Source organism: Pantoea sp. B270 (assembly GCF_018726825.1).
In the GTDB taxonomy this organism is placed as follows: domain Bacteria; phylum Pseudomonadota; class Gammaproteobacteria; order Enterobacterales; family Enterobacteriaceae; genus Pantoea; species Pantoea dispersa.
Genome location: NZ_JAHCSX010000003.1, coordinates 378,588 through 396,967, shown reverse-complemented (window position 1 = coordinate 396,967; position 18,380 = coordinate 378,588). Strand labels below are relative to the sequence as shown.

Below are 18,380 nucleotides of genomic sequence, written 5' to 3'. Positions count from 1 at the left end.
CGCGATCGGCCCTTCTCCCGCGGGCGGGAGAAGGCTGGGATGAGGGGCAGCGCGCACCGACCTACCTCTTCTCTACCGCATCGAAAAACAGCAGGCTCACGCCGATGCCCTGCTGCACGTGGCTGACATTATTGCGCACCGCCACCTGCTGCGCGCCCTGCAGCATCACCACGAACGGCGAATCCTGCTGTACGCGCTGTTGCAGCGCGGTATACAGCGCGCGGCGCTGGCTGGCGTCGCTCTCACCGGCTGCGGTGCGCGTCTGCGCGCTCAGTTCGGGAATCTCCCAGCCAACGCGCCACGCCAGCGTTTTCGAGCCGCCCGGCACGTTATAGGCAAAGGCGCTGGCGTTGGTATTCGGATCCACATAGTCGGCGCCCCAGTAAATAAAGATCGACTGGAAATCACGTCCGCGCATTTTGCCCCACAGTTCCGATTCCGCCACCGGCTGCAGCTCAATCTGCACGTCGGCTTTGGCAAAGCTGGCCTGCAGCGCCTGCGCCACGTCGATGTACGGCGGCTGGTTGATCACCGTCAGCGAGAACTTGCTGCCGGGCCTGATACCGCCCTGCGCCAGAATCGCTTTGGCTTTGGCTACATCGTAATGGAACGGCTGATTCTCCAGCGCGCCATCAAAGCCCTGCGGCAGGAAGCTCTGGTGAATACGGTACTGGCCTTTCAGCAGATCGCGTGAAATGGCGTTGTAATCCACCAGCCAGCGCGCCGCCTGCCACAGCGCCGGGTTACCCAGCGCCGGCTGCGCTTTGTTTTGCGTATTAAATGCCAGGTAATAGACCAGGCTCGACGGGAAGGCCTCGATGCGCAACTGCTGGTCGTTTTTCAGCGCATCGATCTGGTCCGGGCCCAGCTGGTAAGCCACATCGACATCGCCCTGCTGAATCAGCAGGCGGCGCGCACCGGCATCGGCCACGCCTTTCAGCAGGATGCGTTTCAGCTGCGGCTGCGGGCTGGCGTGCGGATTTGCGCTCAGCACCAGCGCCTGTTGCGGCACGTATTGCTGGATGCTGAATGCGCCGCTGCCCGCGGAGTGAGTGTGCAGCCAGCCGTTGCCGCTGTCGTTGGCGGTGATGTGCTGCTGCACGGTTTTGCTGTCCACCACCGAGGCCACCGGCGCGGTCAGCAGGCGCAGCGCCAGATCCTGACCAATTTGCGCCGGCCACTGAATCTCCAGCTGATGATCGTTCACAACCCGCAACTGGCTGGCGATGTTGTCCGCCGTCCAGCCAAACTCAGCGAGAATAAACGACGGGGCTTTGTTGAGCTGCACCGCGCGCGTCAGCGAAAACACTACGTCCTGCGCGGTCACCGGGTTACCGCTGACGAAATGCGCATCCGGTTTCAGATTGAACACCAGGCTGTGCGGCGTGCTACCGGGCTGCCATGAGGTGGCGAGCAGCGGCGCGAGTTTTTGTGGCGCATCGCGATCGGCCTCTACCAGCGTTTGATAAATGTTGCGCTGCACGCTGTTGCTGACCGTCTCAAAACTTTCTGCCGGATCGAAGCTGATAATGCCGTCGAGCGGCACGGCCACCACCAGCGTGTCTTTTGGCGTGGCGGCCTGCAGGGCAAAGGCGCTGCTGAATAAGGTGAAGAACAATAAGAGTGCTCGCATCATGATTATCCTGAGTAATTGATGCGACGACTTTATCGCTGTCGCGCTGCTGGCTAAATGCCGGTTTGTTCTGAGCTGTGCCGGAAATAACAATTAATACCGGCAATTAACTAATCGGTTATTTTGTGCGCGCGCTGCCATATTCAGGAAATAAACCGCTCAGACGTTGCGCATTGAGCCAATAAGCGGTTATTGATAAGAATAAGCTCTGGTATGGAAGTATGATTTTTTCTGATTAATTAAGCTGAGCGACTATTTCTCACGCCGATTTGTTTCAGTCATTTGCCCAGTCTCTGGCGCTAATCTCCTGGCATTTGTACGGTTAAAAGCGCAATTCCCGCTGCGAAAGCGCGTCCACAGCGCATGGCGACTTTTCGTCAGGTTGATGGTTTCTCATCAAAACACATTTCTAATTTAATGCTTACATCTTGAAATATCTGTATCCATAAGATTGCCAGCTTGTTTGCCGATTTATAAATCTATTAACAAAAATAATTTCCTTTCTTAGCAAGTGAGAGTCGTCGCGCCATGCTTTTAGAAAAACCGACCACCAGACGTAAGTTTTTACTTGGGTCGTTGCTGGCTTTGCCATTAAGCGACCTGGTTTTAAAAGGACTGACTGCAGCCCAGGCTGCGGAAATGGCAGCACCGGACCTTGCCGACTATAAACCGATCTTTTTTAGCGCTGAGGAGTGGCAATTTATTCTGGCCGCGACCGATCGCCTGATCCCTGCCGGTGGCAACGGCAAAGCGCCGGGTGCGCTGGAAACCAACGTGCCGATCTTCATTGACCAGCAGCTGCACAGCCCTGAGTTTGGCGCAGAGATCTACCTGCAGGGACCGTTTGACGTGCACGCGCCCGCCACCATGGGCTATCAGATCCCGTTCACGCCACAGCAGATGTATCGCACCGGCATCAAACTGGTGGAGCAGTGGACGCAGAGCACTTACCACAAAGCATTCTCGCAGCTGACGCTGGCAGAGAAAGATGCGGTGCTGACCAAAGTGAATAAAAACGACGGTATCGACTTCGCCGCGCTGGGCGAACCGAACCTGAAAGCCTCGCAGTTCTTCAGCCAGCTGCTTTCCGATACCAAACACGGCTACCTCGCTGACCCGATGTACGGCGGCAACAAAGGCATGAAAGCCTGGATCGCCATCGGCTTCCCGGGGGCACGCGCCAGCTTCACCGAGTGGGTGAAGCAGCACAATGTGCCGTATCCGCTCGGACCGGTCAGCCTGATGGGCGAACGCGCCTGAATCCCCGTATTTGGTATGTGAGACAGAAAAACATGGCACAGATTACAAAGAAAGAAGTCGACGTCGTGGTGTGCGGCCTCGGCTGGGCCGGCTCGCTGATGAGCATCGAGCTGGCAATGGCCGGACTGGACGTGCGCGCCCTTGAGCGCGGCGGCGAGCGCGACTACCCGGATTTCGCTTACCCGAAACCGGCCGATGAGTACGCCTATAACGTGCGCAACAAAGTGTTCGCCACGCCAAAAGAAGTGGCGGTCACCGTGCGTTACAACATGGACCAGACGGCGCTGCCAACCCGCAAATGGGGCGCATTTGCTCCAGGTACCGGCGTCGGCGGCGCGGGCATGCACTGGACGGCGGTACTGATTCGCCCCACGCCCACCGATATCAAACTGAAAACCTACGTTGATCAGGCCTATAAGCCCGGCATCCTGCAGGATGACATGCGCGTGATGGACTTCCCGTTCACCTGGGATGAGATCGAGCCGTATTTCTACAAGTTTGAGCTGATTTGCGGCCAGTCGGGCACCACCGGCAACCTGCGCGGGCAGATTCTGGAAGGCGGCGATCCGTTTGAAGGCCCGCGTTCTGAGCCGTATCCGCTGCCGGCGCTGGACGATACGCTGAATAATGTGATGTTCAAAGAGGCGGCGAAGAAGCTGGGCTATCACCCGTTCCCGAACCCGTCAGCCTGCGTCTCGCGCGCGTGGAAAAACCCGTACGGCAACCAGATCGCTCCCTGCAACTACTGCGGCTACTGCTCGAAATATCCGTGCCTGAACTACTCAAAAGCCTCACCGCAGACGGCGGTAATGGACGCGCTGAAGCGCATGCCGAACTTCTCGTATGAAGTGCACGCGGAAGTGTACAAAGTGGTGCTGCATGACGACGGCAAAACCGCGAAGGGCGTGCTCTATTTTGACGCTGACGGCAACGAAGTGTTCCAGCCGGCGAAGATTGTGGTGCTCTCCAGCTTCCAGCTGTACAACGTGCGCCTGATGCTGCTGTCCGGCATCGGCAAGCCCTACAACCCAATCACCGAAGAGGGCGTCGTCGGGCGTAACTATGCGTTTCTCTCCAACGGCGGCGCCACGCTGTTCTTCAAAGACAAAAACTTCAACGCCTTCGCCACTGCTGGCGCGACAGGTCAGATGTTTAATGATATCTCGCCCGGCAACTTCGACGGTCCGGGACTCGGCTTCCTGGGTGGTGCCAAAATCCACAGTTCGCAGGCAACCGGTACGCCGATTGGCACCGCGCTGCCGAAAGGCACACCAAGCTGGGGCATGGGGTACAAAGAGGGGCTGGAGCAGTGGTACAACCATTCGATGAAGATCAGTATTACCACCACCTGCCAGTCTTACCGCGATATCTATCTGGATCTGGATCCGCACTACACCGACCATCGCGGTCAGCCGCTGCTGCGCATGACCTTTAACTGGAAACAGAACGAGCTCAAGCTGCAGCAACACCTGAAAGGCATCGTTGGCGACATCGCCAAAGAGCTGAATCCGGACAGCATGAGCATGAGCTTCCTGCCGATGGGCGCTGACTTTGACCTGACCAAATACGTCTCTACCCACAACGTGGGCGGCGCGGTGATGGGCGACAACCCGAAAACCTCGGCGCTGAACAAGTACCTGCAAAGCTGGGATGTGCACAACGTGTTTGTGCCGGGCGGTAACGCTTTCCCGCAGAACTTCCAGGCAAACCCGACCGACACCATCGGCGCGATTACCCTGATGGCGGCGCAGGCTATCAAAGAGCACTATTTGCAGAATCCCGGCCCACTGGTACAGGCATAAGCACATGAAATTAAAATCATTGTTAATCGCTCACGCGGTGCTGCTGGGAAGCTGTGCGGTGCAGGCGCAGGCAGCAAATGACGCATCATTGATTAAAAAGGGCGAGTACCTGGCGCGCCTTGGCGACTGTATGGCATGCCATACCGTGGCGGGCAAAGCGGATTACGCCGGCGGGCTGGCGATTGAGTCGAACCTCGGCACCATTTACTCCACCAACATCACGCCGGATAAACAGCACGGCATCGGCAACTACAGCGAGCAGCAGTTCTCGGATGCGGTGCGTAAAGGCGTGCTGCCGGACGGCTCGCGCCTCTACCCGGCGATGCCGTACCCGGATTACGCCAAAATCAGCGATGAAGACCTGCACGCGCTGTACGTCTACTTCATGCAGGGCGTTAAGCCGGACAGCGAACAGCCGCCGGAAACAAAGCTGAGCTTCCCGTTCAGCCAGCGCTGGGGCATGCGTTTCTGGAACTGGGCGTTTACCTCTGACAAACCGTTCCAGCCGATTGGCGGCGCGTCAGCGCAGGTTAATCGCGGTGCTTACATCGTGGAAAGCCTCGGCCACTGCGGTAGCTGCCACACGCCGCGCGGCCTCGGCATGAACGAGAAGGCGCTGGACAGCAGCGACGATCGCTTCCTCGCCGGCGGCAGCCTGAATAACTGGGAGGTGCCGTCGCTGCGCGGTGTGCCACGCTGGAGCGAGCAGGAGATTGTCGATTATCTGCAAACCGGACGTAACGATAAAGCCGCGGTGGGCGGCGAGATGACGTCCGTGGTGGAGCACTCCAGCTCGCACATGACGGATGCCGATCTGCAAGCGATTGCCGCTTACCTGAAGTTCCTCGGCGGCAATCCGCCGCTGCAGGCGTACGACGTGCAGGCGCAGCAGAAGACCGAGGCGAAGCTGACGGCGGCGAAGAATCTGAGCGAAGGCGAGCGTTTGTATCTCGACAACTGCGGTGCCTGTCACTTTGTCACCGGCAAAGGCGCACCGGGGATCTTCCCGGAGCTGGATCAGGCCACTATCGTCAATGCGCAGGATCCCAGCGGCTTGATTCACACCATTCTGGCCGGTGCGCAGCAGCCCTCAACGGAGAAAGCACCGTCAACGCTGGCGATGCCGCCGTTTGCGTATCGTCTGACCGATGATGAAGTGGCGCAGCTGGCCACCTTTATTCGTCAGGGCTGGAGCAACCACGCGCCGGCAGTGACGAAAGAACAGGTGGCGGATGTGCGGAAAACGCTGCACTAAAACGTAGCGGCGCGACCTGGCGCGCTGTCCTGATGGCAATGCCCGGCGTCGCGTGATGGCGGGCATTGCGCGATGAATCGCACCGCTATCGTACGGTGCGATTTTTTCTTGTTTAATGAAAGGTGTGCGCCACTTCCAGCACGCCGTTGATGACAAATTGCACGCCCATACACACCAGTAAGAACCCCATCAGGCGCGAAATCGCTTCGATGCCGCCTTTGCCGACCAGCTTCATGATGGCGCCGGAGCTGCGCAGCGAAATCCATAAAATCACCGCCACCGCCAGGAACGTCAGCACCGGCGCGATGGCCACCACCCACGCGGGGAAATCGACGCCGGCTTTCACCGTCGAGGCCGAACTGATGATCATCGCGATGGTGCCCGGTCCGGCGGTGCTCGGCATTGCCAGCGGCACAAAGGCGATATTCACCGTTTCGCGCGGGTCGTCGCTGGCGTCGAGTTCATCCAGCTTGTGTTTGGCCTCCACCGAATGCCCGACCGGTTTGGCGGGAAACAGCATGCGAAAGCCGATAAAGGCGACAATCAGTCCACCGGCCATGCGCAGCCCGGGAATGGAGATACCAAAGGTGTGCAGCACCGCGTTCCCGGCATACCAGGCGACCATCATAATCAGGAACACGTAGACCGACGCCTGCAGCGCCTGGCGATTGCGTTCCTGAAAGTTCATGTCACCCGCGAGGCCGAGAAACAGCGCCACGGTGGTTAACGGGTTAGCAAGCGGCAAAATCACCACCAGGCCGAGCCCGATGGCTTTGAAAAGTTCCAGCATGATTTATTCCCTGGTTAATATCAGGCGCGCAGCTGCCAGCGCAACGGTCGCCATGAATGGCGACCCTACAGTATCCTGTGCACCGATTTTTTCGTAGGGTGCGCATTTATGCGCGCAGCTGCCAGCGCAACGGTCGCCATGAATGGCGACCCTACAGTATCCTGTACACCAATTTTTCGTAGGGTGCGCATTCATGCGCACCGCCATGACTGAGTAACGCAATGAAAATCATGTAGGGTGCGCATTTATGCGCACCTGGACAGCATCAATGCTTCGGCGTTTCCATCGCTTCCAGCAGCTCGGGGAAAAAATCTTCCAGCAGATCCGGCGTCATCAGCTCGGGATAATGAATCAGATGCTCGCGAATGCGTTCATTCACGTCTGGCAGCAGGCGCTGGGCGGCGTCGCTGGCGCTGATTTTCTTCTGCTTCATCAGGCGCAGCACGTTATCCGGCAGGTTATCCTCATCTTCCTCGCTCTCTACGCCTTCCAGATCGTCCAGCTCATCCAGCAACTCCATCAGCGCTTCAATCTGCGGCGTGCGTGACTGATACTCTGCCGGCTTCTCGTTCTCCAGATAGCGCAGCAGCGCGCGCACCGGCGAGCCGTCCGGCGTGGCGGGCGGTTCACTGGCGAACCAGCTGAGCAGCGCATGCTGGCTCACCTGATGCACGTGATAACCGTTGTCCACCAGCTCATCGGCGAGGATATCGGCGGTGTCGTGCTCAATCAGGCAAATGTGGGTGCGACCCGGCGTGAACTGCTCCAGCCACTGATAAATCTCCTCAATCACGCTGTCGGCGTAATGAAACGTCTGGCTGAGGTAGCTGTCATCCGGCTGGTGAACGCAGATGCGAATCAGGTCGGGATCGAAGTAAATCGCAATGTTGATGCCTTTCATGCGCGGTGTCCTGTGTGGTGCAAAACTTCACTATAGCGTCAGGGCGCGCAGAAAAACATGCTATCGCCAGCAGCCGCAGCCACTGGCGATAAAAATTACCGCAAATCAGCACGATCCAGCCCGTAAGCGCTGTCGAGCGCGCCGGGTGCCATCTGCGACAGGATCATCAGCCGGTTCCAGGTATTGATCACCGCGATCTTAAAGGTCAGCTCGCTGATCTCCACCTCGGAGAAGTGCGCGCGCAGCTCGCCATACAGCGCCTCGTCAACGCCGTGCTCGCCAATGCGCGTCAGCGCTTCAGTCAGGGCAAAGGCGGTTTTCTCCCGCGCGCTGAACAGCGGCGATTCACGCCAGATCGCCACATGGTGCAGCCGCAGCTCGTGCTCGCCGTCAATCGCCGCCTGCTTGATGTGCATATCGAGGCAGAACGCGCAGTGGTTGAGCTGCGAGGCGCGGATATCCACCAGATGCCTGAGCGACTTCTCCAGTGACGCGCTGGCGACGCTGTTTGACAGATCCGACATCGCTTTGGCCAGCGCCGGGGTGGTTTTGAAATGGTTAACACGTTGAGTCATGATTTTCCTCCGTCAGAACAGACGTTCAATGGTTTCGAGTGCTTCGGGTAACGCGCGGGCACGGCTTAGCGGGTCGTGCGTGCCGTCGACGCGGATAAACTGCACATCGCTGATGCCGATGTACGCCAGCGCTGCGCGCACATATGGCGTGAACTGGTCATCCTGCATAAAGGGCCCGTGGGCAAACACGCTGCCGCTGGCCATTACGCAGTAAACTTTTTTGCCACTCACCAGCCTGACTTTGGTGCCTTCGGGCGTAAAGGCGAAGGTGCGGCCGGCGCGGGTAATATGGTCGAACCAGGCTTTCAGCACCGACGGCAGCCCGAGGTTCCACATCGGTGATGAGATAACCAGGGTGTCGCAGGCAAACAGCTGATCCACCAGCTGTTCCGAGGTGCGAATGGCGTCACGCTGCGCTTCATCACGCACCTCCGGTGGGGTAAAAAAAGCCCTGATGGTGAAAGCATCGAGATGCGGCAGCGGCTGTTGCGCCAGATCCAGCACCGTCTCGTGCAGATCGTGATGGCGGCTGCGCAGCTTTTCGATCAGACGCGCCGAGGCGATGCGCGACGCCGATCCCGCCAGATCCGGGCTGACTTTAATGTGCAGCACATTCATGCAGTGGTTCCTCATACGATAGAGCGATAAAAATGCAGGCCAAGCGCCTGATAGCCGCAGCGCTGATAAAACGCCTGCGCCCGGGTATTACTGATTGCGGTATCCAGCACCATGCGGCTGCAGCCGTACTCACGCGACAGCACCGCTAAGCCGTCGAGCAGCGCGGCGCCGAAGCCCTGACCGCGCAGCGCGGGATCGCTCACCAGGTCATCGACGTAGCAGAAGCTGCCGTGGATAAAATTCTCCAGCAGGCGATAACCGGCCAGCACCGCTGGCTGTCCCTGATGTTCGATACCGGCTAGGCGATAACCCTGCGCCTGCTGACGCTGCGCCTGGGCGATAAACTGCGCCTCATCCGCCAGCCGCCCGCGCAGCGCACGCATCAGCGGGTAGCAGCGCGCGAGTTGTTCTGCGGTGGCGTAATGCACAATCTTCATGGCTGTCATCCGTATTGCGGGGGGAATGCCTGCATCTTAAACTGCTATGTCTGATCGAACAGGGCCATTACGCGTGAAAAGAGGTAGGACATAGCGCAGTGGCTGAGGAAGGAGTGACGCGTGGGTTACAAAGAGATTTACCAGCGCTTTCGGCAGCAGATTCTTGCCGGACAGCTCCGGCCGGGCGACCGCGTACCGGCGATCCGCGTGCTGGCGGGCGAGCTGCAGGTAGCGCGCAAAACGGTGGAGGCCGCCTATGAGATCCTCATCGGCGAAGGCTATTTTGTCAGCCAGGGCGCGAAGGGCACGCGCGTCAATCCGCAGCTGAAGCTGGCGAGCGCAGCCACGCCAACGCGCGCACCGGCGACGACGCCCGCGCTGCTGCCGGTGACCGAGGGCAAAGGCGAGCTGCGGCTGGGCATCCCGGCGCTGGACGAGTTTCCGCATAAAAAGTGGCGGCTGATGTCGGCGAAAGCGGCGCGCAGCCTGCGGGCGGACGAGATGATGATACCGCCGGTGATGGGATATGCGCCGCTGCAGGCGGCCATCGCCAGTTACCTGAACATTTCGCGCGGCCTCAACTGCCAGCCGGAGCAGATCTTTATCACCAGCGGCTACCGCGCCAACCTGCGGCTGATTCTGGCGGTGCTGGCGCAGCCGGGCGACAAAGTGCTGTTCGAAGATCCCGGCTACTTCTTTGGCCAGCAGTTGCTGAAGCGCATCGCACCCAACCTGCACTATGTGCCGGTGGATGGGCAGGGCGTCGACGTGGAGTATCTGCTGCGCTATCACGCCGACGCGCGCTTTGCGGTAGTGACGCCAACGCACCAGAGCCCGCTGGCGGTCAGCCTGTCGCTGCCGCGCAAGCATCAGCTGCTGGCGTGGGCGCAGCAGCATGACAGCTGGATTATTGAGGATGATTACGACGGCGAATTTCACTACACGCGTAAAGTGATTCCGGCGCTGAAAAGCCTGGATGTGCACGACCGGGTGATCTACACCGGCACCTTCAGCAAAACCATGATGCCGGCGATGCGCATCGGCTATCTGGTGATGCCGCAGCACACGCTGGCGCAGTTCGGCGAGCTGGGCGAGATTCTGGAAACCGGCCTGCCGCTGCTGCCGCAGAAGATCCTCGCGCAGTTTCTCAGCGAAGGGCATTTCTATCGTCATATCAAAAAGATGCGCATCCTGTATCAGCAGCGCCGCCGCATGATGCTGGAGGCCATCGAAGCCAGCTTTCCGGGGCTGTTTACCTTTGAGTTGACCGACGGCGGTATGCACATCGTGGCGTTTCTGCGGCGCGGCACGCAGGATGTGGCGCTGGCGACGCTGTGGGCGCAGCAGGCGCTATACGTACGGCCGCTATCGGGCTGGTACGCGCAGACGCAAAAGCGCTATGGCCTGGTGATTGGCTACACCAATATTCAGTCGTTTGAACAGGCGAGGGCGCTGCTGGCGCGCGTGGCGGATGCGACACGGACGTTGCTGGCGGTATAGCGGCAACGAGGAGAGAGAAGAGGGCGCGGGGGACAGCCCGCGCCGGCTGGCATAAGGTGAGCGGCGATTCAGAGGGCAGGAAGGCGGCCCCTGAACCCGCGCGAAGGAATCACATGCCGATGTATTTTTTGCCCTGCTTCAGCACTACATCGCAGGCTTTGGTTTTCAGCTTCTCACCCATCGGCGAGTTGCTCAGGCTCTGCAGATTCAGCTGCTGACCGTTGCCGGTGTTCAGCAGGCCCTGCAGCCCCTGCTGGTAATCGGTTTTCTGCTGCTGCGCGGTGGTGCTGCTCAGGCCCAGCTTGCTCAGCACCTGATCTTTCACCGACTTCACGTTGTTATCCACCACGTTGTGTTGCACGCAATATTCCATCACGCCGGCGGCGTTGGTCATGCTGTTGGCGCTCACCGCTTTATCGCCGCCGTTCAGCAGGCCACTGAGCGAAGAGAGCGACAGTCCGCCGTTCTGCGTGTTGCTGGTGGCGGTGTTGCCGCTGTTCTGCTGCGACAGCTGCGATGCGGCGCTGCTCAGCTGATCCTGCCAGCTCGCCGCCGATGCGCTACCGGCCACCAGTGCCGCCGCGATACCCCATCCCCAAACTAACCGTTGTGTTGCTTTTTTCATCTCAACCTCGTTGTGCTTATACGTCTGACTGCGTCAGTTGTGGTTAAGAGGCATGTGGCGGCAGAAAGTTCCGGAGAAGTGGCCGCCGCGCGCGAGTTTGGGAGTGTTCCGGAGGCGACTGCCGGGGTTTTGCGCAGCGTTTTTGGCAGCGCTGCTTTTTTCGACGCTTAGCGCACATCCCCATCGATTCCGGTTGCGCCGCAAGCGCGTAACGGTATAATCGCCCACGTTTTCCGCATCCTCTTCAGTGCCGAAGTGGCGAAATCGGTAGACGCAGTTGATTCAAAATCAACCGTAGAAATACGTGCCGGTTCGAGTCCGGCCTTCGGCACCATCTATTAATTTTTCTGTAAAATGAATAGGTTAGGCAAAAATATCTGTCTTTTCTGCACGGGAAAATTGCTATCTTCGCTGCACTTGAAATTGCCGCTGTGGTTAGTAGTGGCGAATCGGGATGTTAACCTACATCGGCGTGTAGTTCCAGGCTCAAACACGTACAAGCGTCAACAGTCGAACCGTTCAGCATCCAACTTGAAGCTAATGACGCTGCCAGCGTCTTAAACTTTCCCGAAAAACTTTCAGTGAATCGCATTTCAGCCCAATGCCCTCTTAGTGCTACCTATCGTGATGACAGTGCAGAGGATAAACAGGTTTATGGTGGTCTCGGTATTTACACACCAAATGTAAGCTCTGCCAGCGTTTCAGCCACGCTCCCGCAAGGGTACACGGTTATCATGATAAATTTTCACTGACTGACATAACCCTGATGATTTCGCTACGCTCCGCTTGTTGTCTTACCACCAACGGGGCTTTATGGCTGCTATTGTCCTGAAACAGGTGGCGCACTAAACTAGAGTCGAATTTGAACTCTTGTGATGTATGCGTAAGAAGAAGGTACAAAAGGTAGTTGAAGGTCGATAGCTTGCACACGAGGCTAAACGTAACACGCTTAGTGTTAAATTAAGCAGGAAGAGGCTTCGAAACCTGCGCCAGCAGGAGTGGGATTGCGACACATTTGATGCGGATTCTCTACAGCACTTTAAATCACCGTGAGTCCATCGACTCTCATATTCATCAAGCTGAGCACCTTACTAATACGTTTTCCGTGTTGATCAATAGTTTGAAATGGTTGAGGCCGAAGCCCCAACCAAGATTAAAGTTTACGCTATCAACCTGCGTTAGAATCCGGGCCAGCTTCGTCGTTTGCCGCTCTTCTGAGAAGTTCTTGAACACCATCCTCACCGTATTCTTTCACCAAGCGTCTGATATCTTTCTGAGCTTGGCTTTCCTTTTTACGGCAGGCACTGTCATGACGTTCTTTGAACACCACTTCCGGCTCAGCTTTCAATCTAGCCTGATCTTCATGGCTGATGTAGAACAACGATTGTTTTGTGCGATTACCAACATCTGATTCAGTTTCAACTCGACGGCTTGAAATAGGGAAGGAGTATTCCTTCTCCAAGGCGTGAATGACAGCTGAAGCGCGCTTAACACCATAATCTGCTGGGATTGAATATCCAGATGTGGTTATCGACTTGCTATCAAGCAATGCAGCGAGAACACATGCTTGAGTACGGTTGAGCCTTTGAACGGCTTCTAGGGCTGACGAATGACCTTCGAAGAATGAAGCTAACGTGACTCGGGCTTGTTCAGGTGCGTAGTCGTCGGTTACTTTGCGCTGATTAAAATCTTTATCTGTCATAAAGAGTTACTCCGATATAATACGGATCAACCCAGATCAGAGATGTCATCAAGATTTGCATGAATGCAAAATCTTCTGGAAATCTACGTCAATTAGCCGTAATCTTCCGCAACGGCTTAACCAGATGTGCAAAATCTGGTTGGACCGATTCAGTCTCTATACTGGAGCATGAGCAGCTATCGGGTGTCGGTTCCTAGGCCATTTACCTGATAGCTGCTTTTTCGTTTCTGGGATCTATGATCACCAGAATTCCAATGCTACCACGTCCCCTTCGTTATGCACATCTAAATTCATCCAATTATGCACATTTTCTGTCTGCATCGTTCGCCAGATCGATTCTCAGGGCTTTTCTAACAGTTTTTGATGTATAGCTAGCTTAACAACGACAATCGATTACAACGCGTTTAAAGCCGTTTAATTCGCATGTCTAAAAAAACAGGGGTTAAATTAACAGGTAATAACTTGTTGCCGAAAATCACCCAAAATACGTTAACACTGCGGATGGCCGATCGTCATTTATTCAATCAGGCTGGTGCGTAGTGCTCAAGTTACTAATGATGCTTTTATCAATACACCAGCCGCCCCCGGCGCGGAAATCACAATTCGGGGTGTATCTATATATAGAAGGGCTGGCAAATGTCGCTGTCTCTATTGGGGATCTGCCTGACGGACTGCCCCAGCCCTTGGGGAAAGTCAAGGCTTTTGCTAAAATATCAGTGACTTACCTTTCAAGTTTCTCCCGGGTTCCGGGTCGCTAAAAGTTGGACACGCTAGCGGTGAATAATACCCACACTAAGCGCAAAACGGCACGGCAGCATATCAGCATGTAATGAGAGCAGAGAGCATCAGCAGAGCACCAACACAGCGCCTTAGCAGTGCGACCCCAGTAGCATGAAAAGTTATTCAACCACACGGTTAATCGTGCTCTTTCGGCGGGGATTAAACATAATAGATGTTACCGTAACCACGATATTTATATGGTTTTTTTCTGTGCGAGTCTCCTATGGCGCGGCGACACGATGATGCTTGTTTCTACACATGATCGCCATTCATACCCCTACTTTGCTGGCAAGAAAACCTGTTCAGTAATTTTGCACGACTTCCGGCGCATTGCACTGAATATCGGGTTTAAGTAAGTTGGTTGTTTCCAGGCGTCAGGCGGCACATTTCCATAACTTCACCTTTCGGCAGCGGCTGCATGAAGTCATCAACACAGTGATCTACAGTTCGCGGTTCGGCTGCTGGTCATTTCGATGATCGGTTGCGCTGTATGTCGTCGCTATGGCTCCGAATGGACTACCACAGCGAAGCGTAAAAGCTCCAACCATCTAATCAAAGCACCACTTCATGCTTAGTCTGATCGCATCACCGCAGCGGACGTGTAGCCATATCACAAACTAGGCTCTAACCTGCAAATGTCCATTCTGGACGCGGTGACAGCTTCAAGCCCGGCGATGTATGACAAGTACATGAGAACCCGTGAATTCCAATTCGCCAGAGCCTTGTTCCATAACACTGTTGAAGCAGAGTTTACTCAACAGCCGCAGATCGACTGGACAGAGGAATTTGGCTACGAGCAGGCAACGGGAACCATCGAGACGGGGATCGCGTTAGACCCGCTACGCTCCATTGATGACGCCGTGAGCGCTACAAAGCTCCGCATGGGCGGCTGGGCTGGTCAATTGGATGGCTTCATCCTGTTCGCTGGTAGTAATACTTATCGCTCGATTAAATTCTACCCAGATGTTCGCCAGAGCATCCAATACGGCGTGTTGGATCGTGACGCGCTGTTCAACAAGGAAATTTTGCCGGGCTTCTCTACCTTCCTGCTGGATAATGTCCGCGTGGTTGAAGTGACCGACCCGCTTTACGGCGTTGGAAGTGATCAGGCGTTCTTAGTGCCTAAGTTCAGCAAGCCGCTTTCCTCAGAAATCGCGCTGCCGTTTGGTTACGTAGCCACCGCAACCAGTCGCAATCTGGATCTGGCGTTCGCTGAACCCGTAGATTCCCGCATCTACAGCCATCAGGACAAGCTCCGCAACGTTGAACTGTTCGCGGAATCGAGCATCCTGCCAGTGATTTATCGTCCTGACTTCGTTAATAAGCTGACGAACCAGGCAGCATAAGACAGACGCGAAAGCGGACACCATATTGCAGTAATTGGGGGCATGACTTGCCCCCGCTGCTGATGCTGTGCGTAAGCTCTGCCATTGAGGTGGCGAGGCAAAGGAAAGGAGATTAATAAATGAGATTACAAGTACTTGGAGTTGGCTCTGTGCCAGTTCTGACCGTGCCGCTCAAAGATGATGATGATTCGATCATCAACCTTTCGGCGCTGGCACGATATGAAACGAACAACGCTGTTTGACCATATCCAGGCTAAAGGACTTGAAACAGCGCTTCGAGAAGCAGCCATCGTAAAGCGAATGAAGAAGCTGAACACCTAAAGCCGGACGGGAACCGCCCGGTTTTTTTACTATACGCTGTATCAAAATCCAAAACCCGGCTGCCCGGAATCGTCTTGACGGGCGTTGCTGATCTTCGCACTCGCAATTGTTTGTAGGAAACGTTCCTTCGACGAGATAGTATCATCAAGTATCCCCAGGTTATGTAAGGACACATATAATGCGGCAGAATATGCTTGGCAGTTGATTGAGCGTTCGGGGTTAAACTCTATGTCAGTAAAGGCAGAGTAAGCGACTACCTGATCTGCTAGTTCCTTCTGTTTTCTCAGTGCACTGATGTAAAGCCAATCGTAGAAAGCAGTCTGGGGTTCAAGCTCCCACTCAGTGCCAAAAAACTTAAAGCCTGTTAATCGTCCAGAAGTTAAGAGCCGCTTATCCTTCTTTGCTTCACGGGGAGTCATTTCGAACATATCTGTAAATGGTCCGCCCCGTTGAAAAACCTTGCTACCCTGAAAGGCACACTCAATGGTAAGTGTTCGTTGTTGTTTCAGCGTAGTAAATGAAAGATTGAACGCGCTCAATGCTACGCCTAAGCTGTCTCGAGATTTGCTTGAAATTTCTAATATTTCCGCCACCTTGGGCAAGTTACTTTTAGCTGCCAGGTGCAGTGAATCAATCGACTTCTGCTTTTGTGATACAGACATGCCTGGAAACCAGGTGAAGTCGATGAACTCAGTTTTCACGAAGAGTGACTTTTCTCCCGTGGGGATATAAACAGGTCTTTTTGCCATGCATTCAGCCTTTAGCGACGGTTAAAATAACCGCTGTTAATGCCATGTAACAGTGATTGCTTACCAACCAGAAATCTTTCGTAAGCCGATTTAACTTCAGATTTGTTAAATACTGCGCCGATGATATATTGTGGTTCAATAACATCGAATACTAACACTTCAGCTTGGACATCTGTAGTTTGAAAGGGCTTCAACCCCATTTCTTTACGTGAAACAAATCCCTCAACTTCCTGAAACATACTTAACAAAGATTGTGGCTGCTTCAACAAATCGAGTGGTTGACTGCTAATCTCTCTTTTTGCAGCATTTTGTTTACAAAACGCGCAGTCCTTTAGCCACAGAATTGAAGGGTGTACACCTAAAACTACCCAATCAGTATTAACATCAGCTTGTCGGCATTTATAAAACATCCTGGAGTTAGGGAATGAGATTGAAAGGCAGGATGCATCTGAGTGCCCATCCCAACGATATTCATCGTTTGAATATACGTTTTGAAGTTCTTCTCTTGCTGTAGCGATAGGTACTATTCCATGAGTCATAATGCTTTCTAAGTTCTCCACGCGTGTGAAGTGCACTAAACAACTAATTTCTTGCTGTGTAACAATTTCCTGAATCATGGCTAACCCCATATATTATTTTTTTTAATAGTTTATGGTTTTTTTACGAGATAAAAAGTGGTTAGACTAATGTTTGAGCAAATGGCGATAATCTCATCTAATAAATAATATTTATGATATTTTGGGCTAAAATGTCATCGAGTTGTGCTTAACATCTCTAAAGACGTGAACATGTTTGCTAGTGCAGAAGTGAATCGCCACAGGTTTAACAGACACCTCAGAGTCATTTAAGATGACTTAAAGAAAGGTGCCCATGAGCGGTAAGCGTTATCCTGAAGAGTTTAAAATTGAAGCAGTCAAACAGGTTGTTGATCGTGGTCATTCTGTTTCCAGTGTTGCAACACGTCTTGATATCAACACTCACAGTCTTTACGCCTGGATCAAGAAGTACGGTCCGGATTCTTCCACCAGTAATGAACAGTCAGATGCTCAGGCCGGGATCCGCCGTCTTCAGAAAGAGTTGAAGCGTGTTACAGACGAGCGGGACATATTAAAAAAAGCCGCGGCGTACTTCGCAAAGCTGTCCGACTGAGGTACGCCTTTATCCGCGACAACCGCCGTTGCTGGCCTGTTCGTTTGCTCTGTCGGGTTCTGGATGTCCATCCGAGTGGATTTTATTTCTGGCTTCAGCAGCCACCTTCACAGCGTCACCAGACAGACCAGATGCTGACCGGGCAGATCAAACAGTTCTGGCTTGAGTCTGGCTGCGCTTATGGTTATCGCAAGATCCCTCCCGATCTGCGTGATACCGGACAGCAGTGCGGAGTGAACCGGGTCTGGCGGCTGATGAAGCGTGCCGGAATAAAAGCTCAGGTTGGGTACCGTAGCCCACGGGCATGTAAAGGCGAAGCCAGCATCGTGACACCCAACAGGCTCCAGCGGCAGTTCAATCCGGACTCACCGTATGAGCGTTGGGTGACGGACATAACCTACATCCGAACCCACGAAGGCTGGCTGTATCTGGCCGTGGTGGTTGACCTGTTCTCCCGAAAAGTTAACGGCTGGTCAATGAAACTCCGCATGACAAAAGAGATTGTCCTGAACGCATTACTTATGGCGGTGTGGAGGCGTAATCCTCAAAAGCAGGTACTGGTTCACTCTGATCAGGGCAGTCAGTATACGAGCCATGAGTGGCAGTCGTTCCTGAAATTACACGGTCTGAAAGGCAGCATGAGTCGTCGCGGTAACTGCCATGACAACGCGGTTGCGGAAAGCTTTTTCCAGTTACTGAAATGCGAACGAATTAAGAAAAGGATCTACGGAACGAGAGACGAAGCCAGAAGCGATATTTTTGATTATATCAAAATGTTTTATAACAGTAAGCGTCGCCATAGTTCGAGCGAGCAGATGCCACCGGCTGAATATGAAAACCTATATTATCAACGGCTCAGAAGTGTCTGGATTATCCGTGGCGATTCACCAACTAAAAAGCAGCGAGATAGCATGATTAATTTGAATGGAAGTCTGGA

16 protein-coding genes, 1 tRNA gene and 1 pseudogene are annotated in these 18,380 nt (G+C 54.6%); 8 read left to right on the top strand and 10 right to left on the bottom strand.

Annotation, left to right across the window (positions count from 1 at the left end):
- Positions 1 to 61 precede the first annotated feature (61 nt).
- Complete coding sequence (locus KOL70_RS21310) at positions 62 to 1,636, bottom strand: ABC transporter substrate-binding protein (RefSeq protein ID WP_371824677.1); 1,575 nt, start codon at positions 1,634 to 1,636, stop codon at positions 62 to 64.
- A 525-nt stretch (positions 1,637 to 2,161) separates the two neighbouring features.
- Between KOL70_RS21310 and KOL70_RS21305 the strand changes: the two genes are divergently transcribed.
- Genes KOL70_RS21305 through KOL70_RS21295 form a run of 3 tightly spaced genes read left to right on the top strand, consistent with a single transcriptional unit; the run spans position 2,162 to position 5,950 of the window.
- On the top strand, positions 2,162 to 2,893 hold the full coding sequence (locus KOL70_RS21305; RefSeq protein ID WP_031279537.1) for a gluconate 2-dehydrogenase subunit 3 family protein: 732 nt from the start codon (positions 2,162 to 2,164) through the stop codon (positions 2,891 to 2,893).
- Positions 2,894 to 2,925: 32 nt separating this feature from the next.
- On the top strand, positions 2,926 to 4,695 hold the full coding sequence (locus KOL70_RS21300; RefSeq protein WP_021506726.1) for a GMC family oxidoreductase: 1,770 nt from the start codon (positions 2,926 to 2,928) through the stop codon (positions 4,693 to 4,695).
- A 4-nt stretch (positions 4,696 to 4,699) separates the two neighbouring features.
- A complete protein-coding gene (locus KOL70_RS21295) occupies positions 4,700 to 5,950 on the top strand; it encodes a cytochrome c (RefSeq protein WP_215481550.1) in 1,251 nt (416 codons plus the stop codon).
- Between the two features lie 112 nt (positions 5,951 to 6,062).
- Here KOL70_RS21295 and KOL70_RS21290 read toward each other — a convergent pair whose 3' ends face one another.
- The 5 genes from KOL70_RS21290 to KOL70_RS21270 form a co-directional block, all read right to left on the bottom strand.
- Positions 6,063 to 6,740 carry a MarC family NAAT transporter gene (locus KOL70_RS21290; RefSeq protein ID WP_166711151.1) on the bottom strand — a complete coding sequence of 226 codons (678 nt, stop codon included), beginning with the start codon at positions 6,738 to 6,740 and terminating at the stop codon, positions 6,063 to 6,065.
- A gap of 265 nt (positions 6,741 to 7,005) precedes the next feature.
- The gene (locus KOL70_RS21285) at positions 7,006 to 7,641 is read right to left on the bottom strand and encodes a hypothetical protein (protein WP_021506729.1); all 636 of its coding nucleotides are present in this window, start codon (positions 7,639 to 7,641) and stop codon (positions 7,006 to 7,008) included.
- Positions 7,642 to 7,736: 95 nt separating this feature from the next.
- The gene (locus tag KOL70_RS21280) at positions 7,737 to 8,216 is read right to left on the bottom strand and encodes a carboxymuconolactone decarboxylase family protein (protein ID WP_021506730.1); all 480 of its coding nucleotides are present in this window, start codon (positions 8,214 to 8,216) and stop codon (positions 7,737 to 7,739) included.
- A gap of 12 nt (positions 8,217 to 8,228) precedes the next feature.
- A complete protein-coding gene (locus KOL70_RS21275; protein ID WP_215481549.1) occupies positions 8,229 to 8,834 on the bottom strand; it encodes an FMN-dependent NADH-azoreductase in 606 nt (201 codons plus the stop codon).
- 11 nt (positions 8,835 to 8,845) lie between these two features.
- Positions 8,846 to 9,271 carry a GNAT family N-acetyltransferase gene (locus KOL70_RS21270; protein WP_215481548.1) on the bottom strand — a complete coding sequence of 142 codons (426 nt, stop codon included), beginning with the start codon at positions 9,269 to 9,271 and terminating at the stop codon, positions 8,846 to 8,848.
- Between the two features lie 120 nt (positions 9,272 to 9,391).
- Here KOL70_RS21270 and KOL70_RS21265 point away from each other — a divergent pair, with 120 nt between their 5' ends.
- Positions 9,392 to 10,771 carry an aminotransferase class I/II-fold pyridoxal phosphate-dependent enzyme gene (locus tag KOL70_RS21265; RefSeq protein ID WP_215481547.1) on the top strand — a complete coding sequence of 460 codons (1,380 nt, stop codon included), beginning with the start codon at positions 9,392 to 9,394 and terminating at the stop codon, positions 10,769 to 10,771.
- A 109-nt stretch (positions 10,772 to 10,880) separates the two neighbouring features.
- On the opposite strand, the gene KOL70_RS21260 is transcribed toward KOL70_RS21265, so the two are convergent.
- Complete coding sequence (locus tag KOL70_RS21260; protein WP_021506733.1) at positions 10,881 to 11,396, bottom strand: DUF2501 domain-containing protein; 516 nt, start codon at positions 11,394 to 11,396, stop codon at positions 10,881 to 10,883.
- A gap of 249 nt (positions 11,397 to 11,645) precedes the next feature.
- On the opposite strand from KOL70_RS21260, the gene KOL70_RS21255 reads away from it, so the two are divergent.
- Positions 11,646 to 11,730, top strand: a tRNA-Leu gene (locus KOL70_RS21255).
- Between the two features lie 834 nt (positions 11,731 to 12,564).
- Here KOL70_RS21255 and KOL70_RS21250 read toward each other — a convergent pair.
- Entirely contained in the window at positions 12,565 to 13,098 is a 534-nt protein-coding gene (locus KOL70_RS21250; RefSeq protein ID WP_215481546.1) for a hypothetical protein, read from the bottom strand.
- Between the two features lie 1,415 nt (positions 13,099 to 14,513).
- Here KOL70_RS21250 and KOL70_RS21245 point away from each other — a divergent pair.
- Together KOL70_RS21245 and KOL70_RS23770 are read left to right on the top strand one after the other, a co-directional pair.
- Positions 14,514 to 15,224: a hypothetical protein gene (locus KOL70_RS21245; protein ID WP_254185902.1), complete on the top strand. Its 711-nt coding sequence runs from the start codon at positions 14,514 to 14,516 to the stop codon at positions 15,222 to 15,224.
- A gap of 119 nt (positions 15,225 to 15,343) precedes the next feature.
- On the top strand, positions 15,344 to 15,466 hold the full coding sequence (locus KOL70_RS23770) for a hypothetical protein (RefSeq protein ID WP_256445346.1): 123 nt from the start codon (positions 15,344 to 15,346) through the stop codon (positions 15,464 to 15,466).
- A 120-nt stretch (positions 15,467 to 15,586) separates the two neighbouring features.
- On the opposite strand, the gene KOL70_RS21240 is transcribed toward KOL70_RS23770, so the two are convergent.
- Both KOL70_RS21240 and KOL70_RS21235 read right to left on the bottom strand, forming a co-directional pair.
- Positions 15,587 to 16,294 carry a hypothetical protein gene (locus KOL70_RS21240; RefSeq protein WP_215481545.1) on the bottom strand — a complete coding sequence of 236 codons (708 nt, stop codon included), beginning with the start codon at positions 16,292 to 16,294 and terminating at the stop codon, positions 15,587 to 15,589.
- Between the two features lie 11 nt (positions 16,295 to 16,305).
- The gene (locus KOL70_RS21235; RefSeq protein WP_215481544.1) at positions 16,306 to 16,911 is read right to left on the bottom strand and encodes a DarT ssDNA thymidine ADP-ribosyltransferase family protein; all 606 of its coding nucleotides are present in this window, start codon (positions 16,909 to 16,911) and stop codon (positions 16,306 to 16,308) included.
- Positions 16,912 to 17,164: 253 nt separating this feature from the next.
- Here KOL70_RS21235 and KOL70_RS21230 point away from each other — a divergent pair.
- Positions 17,165 to 18,309: pseudogene (locus tag KOL70_RS21230) on the top strand (IS3 family transposase); the annotation flags it as partial.
- Positions 18,310 to 18,380 lie beyond the last annotated feature (71 nt).

Coding starts and splice junctions, on each gene's coding strand:
- KOL70_RS21310 (WP_371824677.1), bottom strand. CDS start 1,636: ATGATGCGAGCACTCTTATTGTTCTTCACCTTATTCAGCAGCGCCTTT.
- KOL70_RS21305 (WP_031279537.1), top strand. CDS start 2,162: ATGCTTTTAGAAAAACCGACCACCAGACGTAAGTTTTTACTTGGGTCG.
- KOL70_RS21300 (WP_021506726.1), top strand. CDS start 2,926: ATGGCACAGATTACAAAGAAAGAAGTCGACGTCGTGGTGTGCGGCCTC.
- KOL70_RS21295 (WP_215481550.1), top strand. CDS start 4,700: ATGAAATTAAAATCATTGTTAATCGCTCACGCGGTGCTGCTGGGAAGC.
- KOL70_RS21290 (WP_166711151.1), bottom strand. CDS start 6,740: ATGCTGGAACTTTTCAAAGCCATCGGGCTCGGCCTGGTGGTGATTTTG.
- KOL70_RS21285 (WP_021506729.1), bottom strand. CDS start 7,641: ATGAAAGGCATCAACATTGCGATTTACTTCGATCCCGACCTGATTCGC.
- KOL70_RS21280 (WP_021506730.1), bottom strand. CDS start 8,216: ATGACTCAACGTGTTAACCATTTCAAAACCACCCCGGCGCTGGCCAAA.
- KOL70_RS21275 (WP_215481549.1), bottom strand. CDS start 8,834: ATGAATGTGCTGCACATTAAAGTCAGCCCGGATCTGGCGGGATCGGCG.
- KOL70_RS21270 (WP_215481548.1), bottom strand. CDS start 9,271: ATGAAGATTGTGCATTACGCCACCGCAGAACAACTCGCGCGCTGCTAC.
- KOL70_RS21260 (WP_021506733.1), bottom strand. CDS start 11,396: ATGAAAAAAGCAACACAACGGTTAGTTTGGGGATGGGGTATCGCGGCG.
- KOL70_RS21250 (WP_215481546.1), bottom strand. CDS start 13,098: ATGACAGATAAAGATTTTAATCAGCGCAAAGTAACCGACGACTACGCA.
- KOL70_RS21245 (WP_254185902.1), top strand. CDS start 14,514: ATGTCCATTCTGGACGCGGTGACAGCTTCAAGCCCGGCGATGTATGAC.
- KOL70_RS23770 (WP_256445346.1), top strand. CDS start 15,344: ATGAGATTACAAGTACTTGGAGTTGGCTCTGTGCCAGTTCTGACCGTG.
- KOL70_RS21240 (WP_215481545.1), bottom strand. CDS start 16,294: ATGGCAAAAAGACCTGTTTATATCCCCACGGGAGAAAAGTCACTCTTC.
- KOL70_RS21235 (WP_215481544.1), bottom strand. CDS start 16,911: ATGATTCAGGAAATTGTTACACAGCAAGAAATTAGTTGTTTAGTGCAC.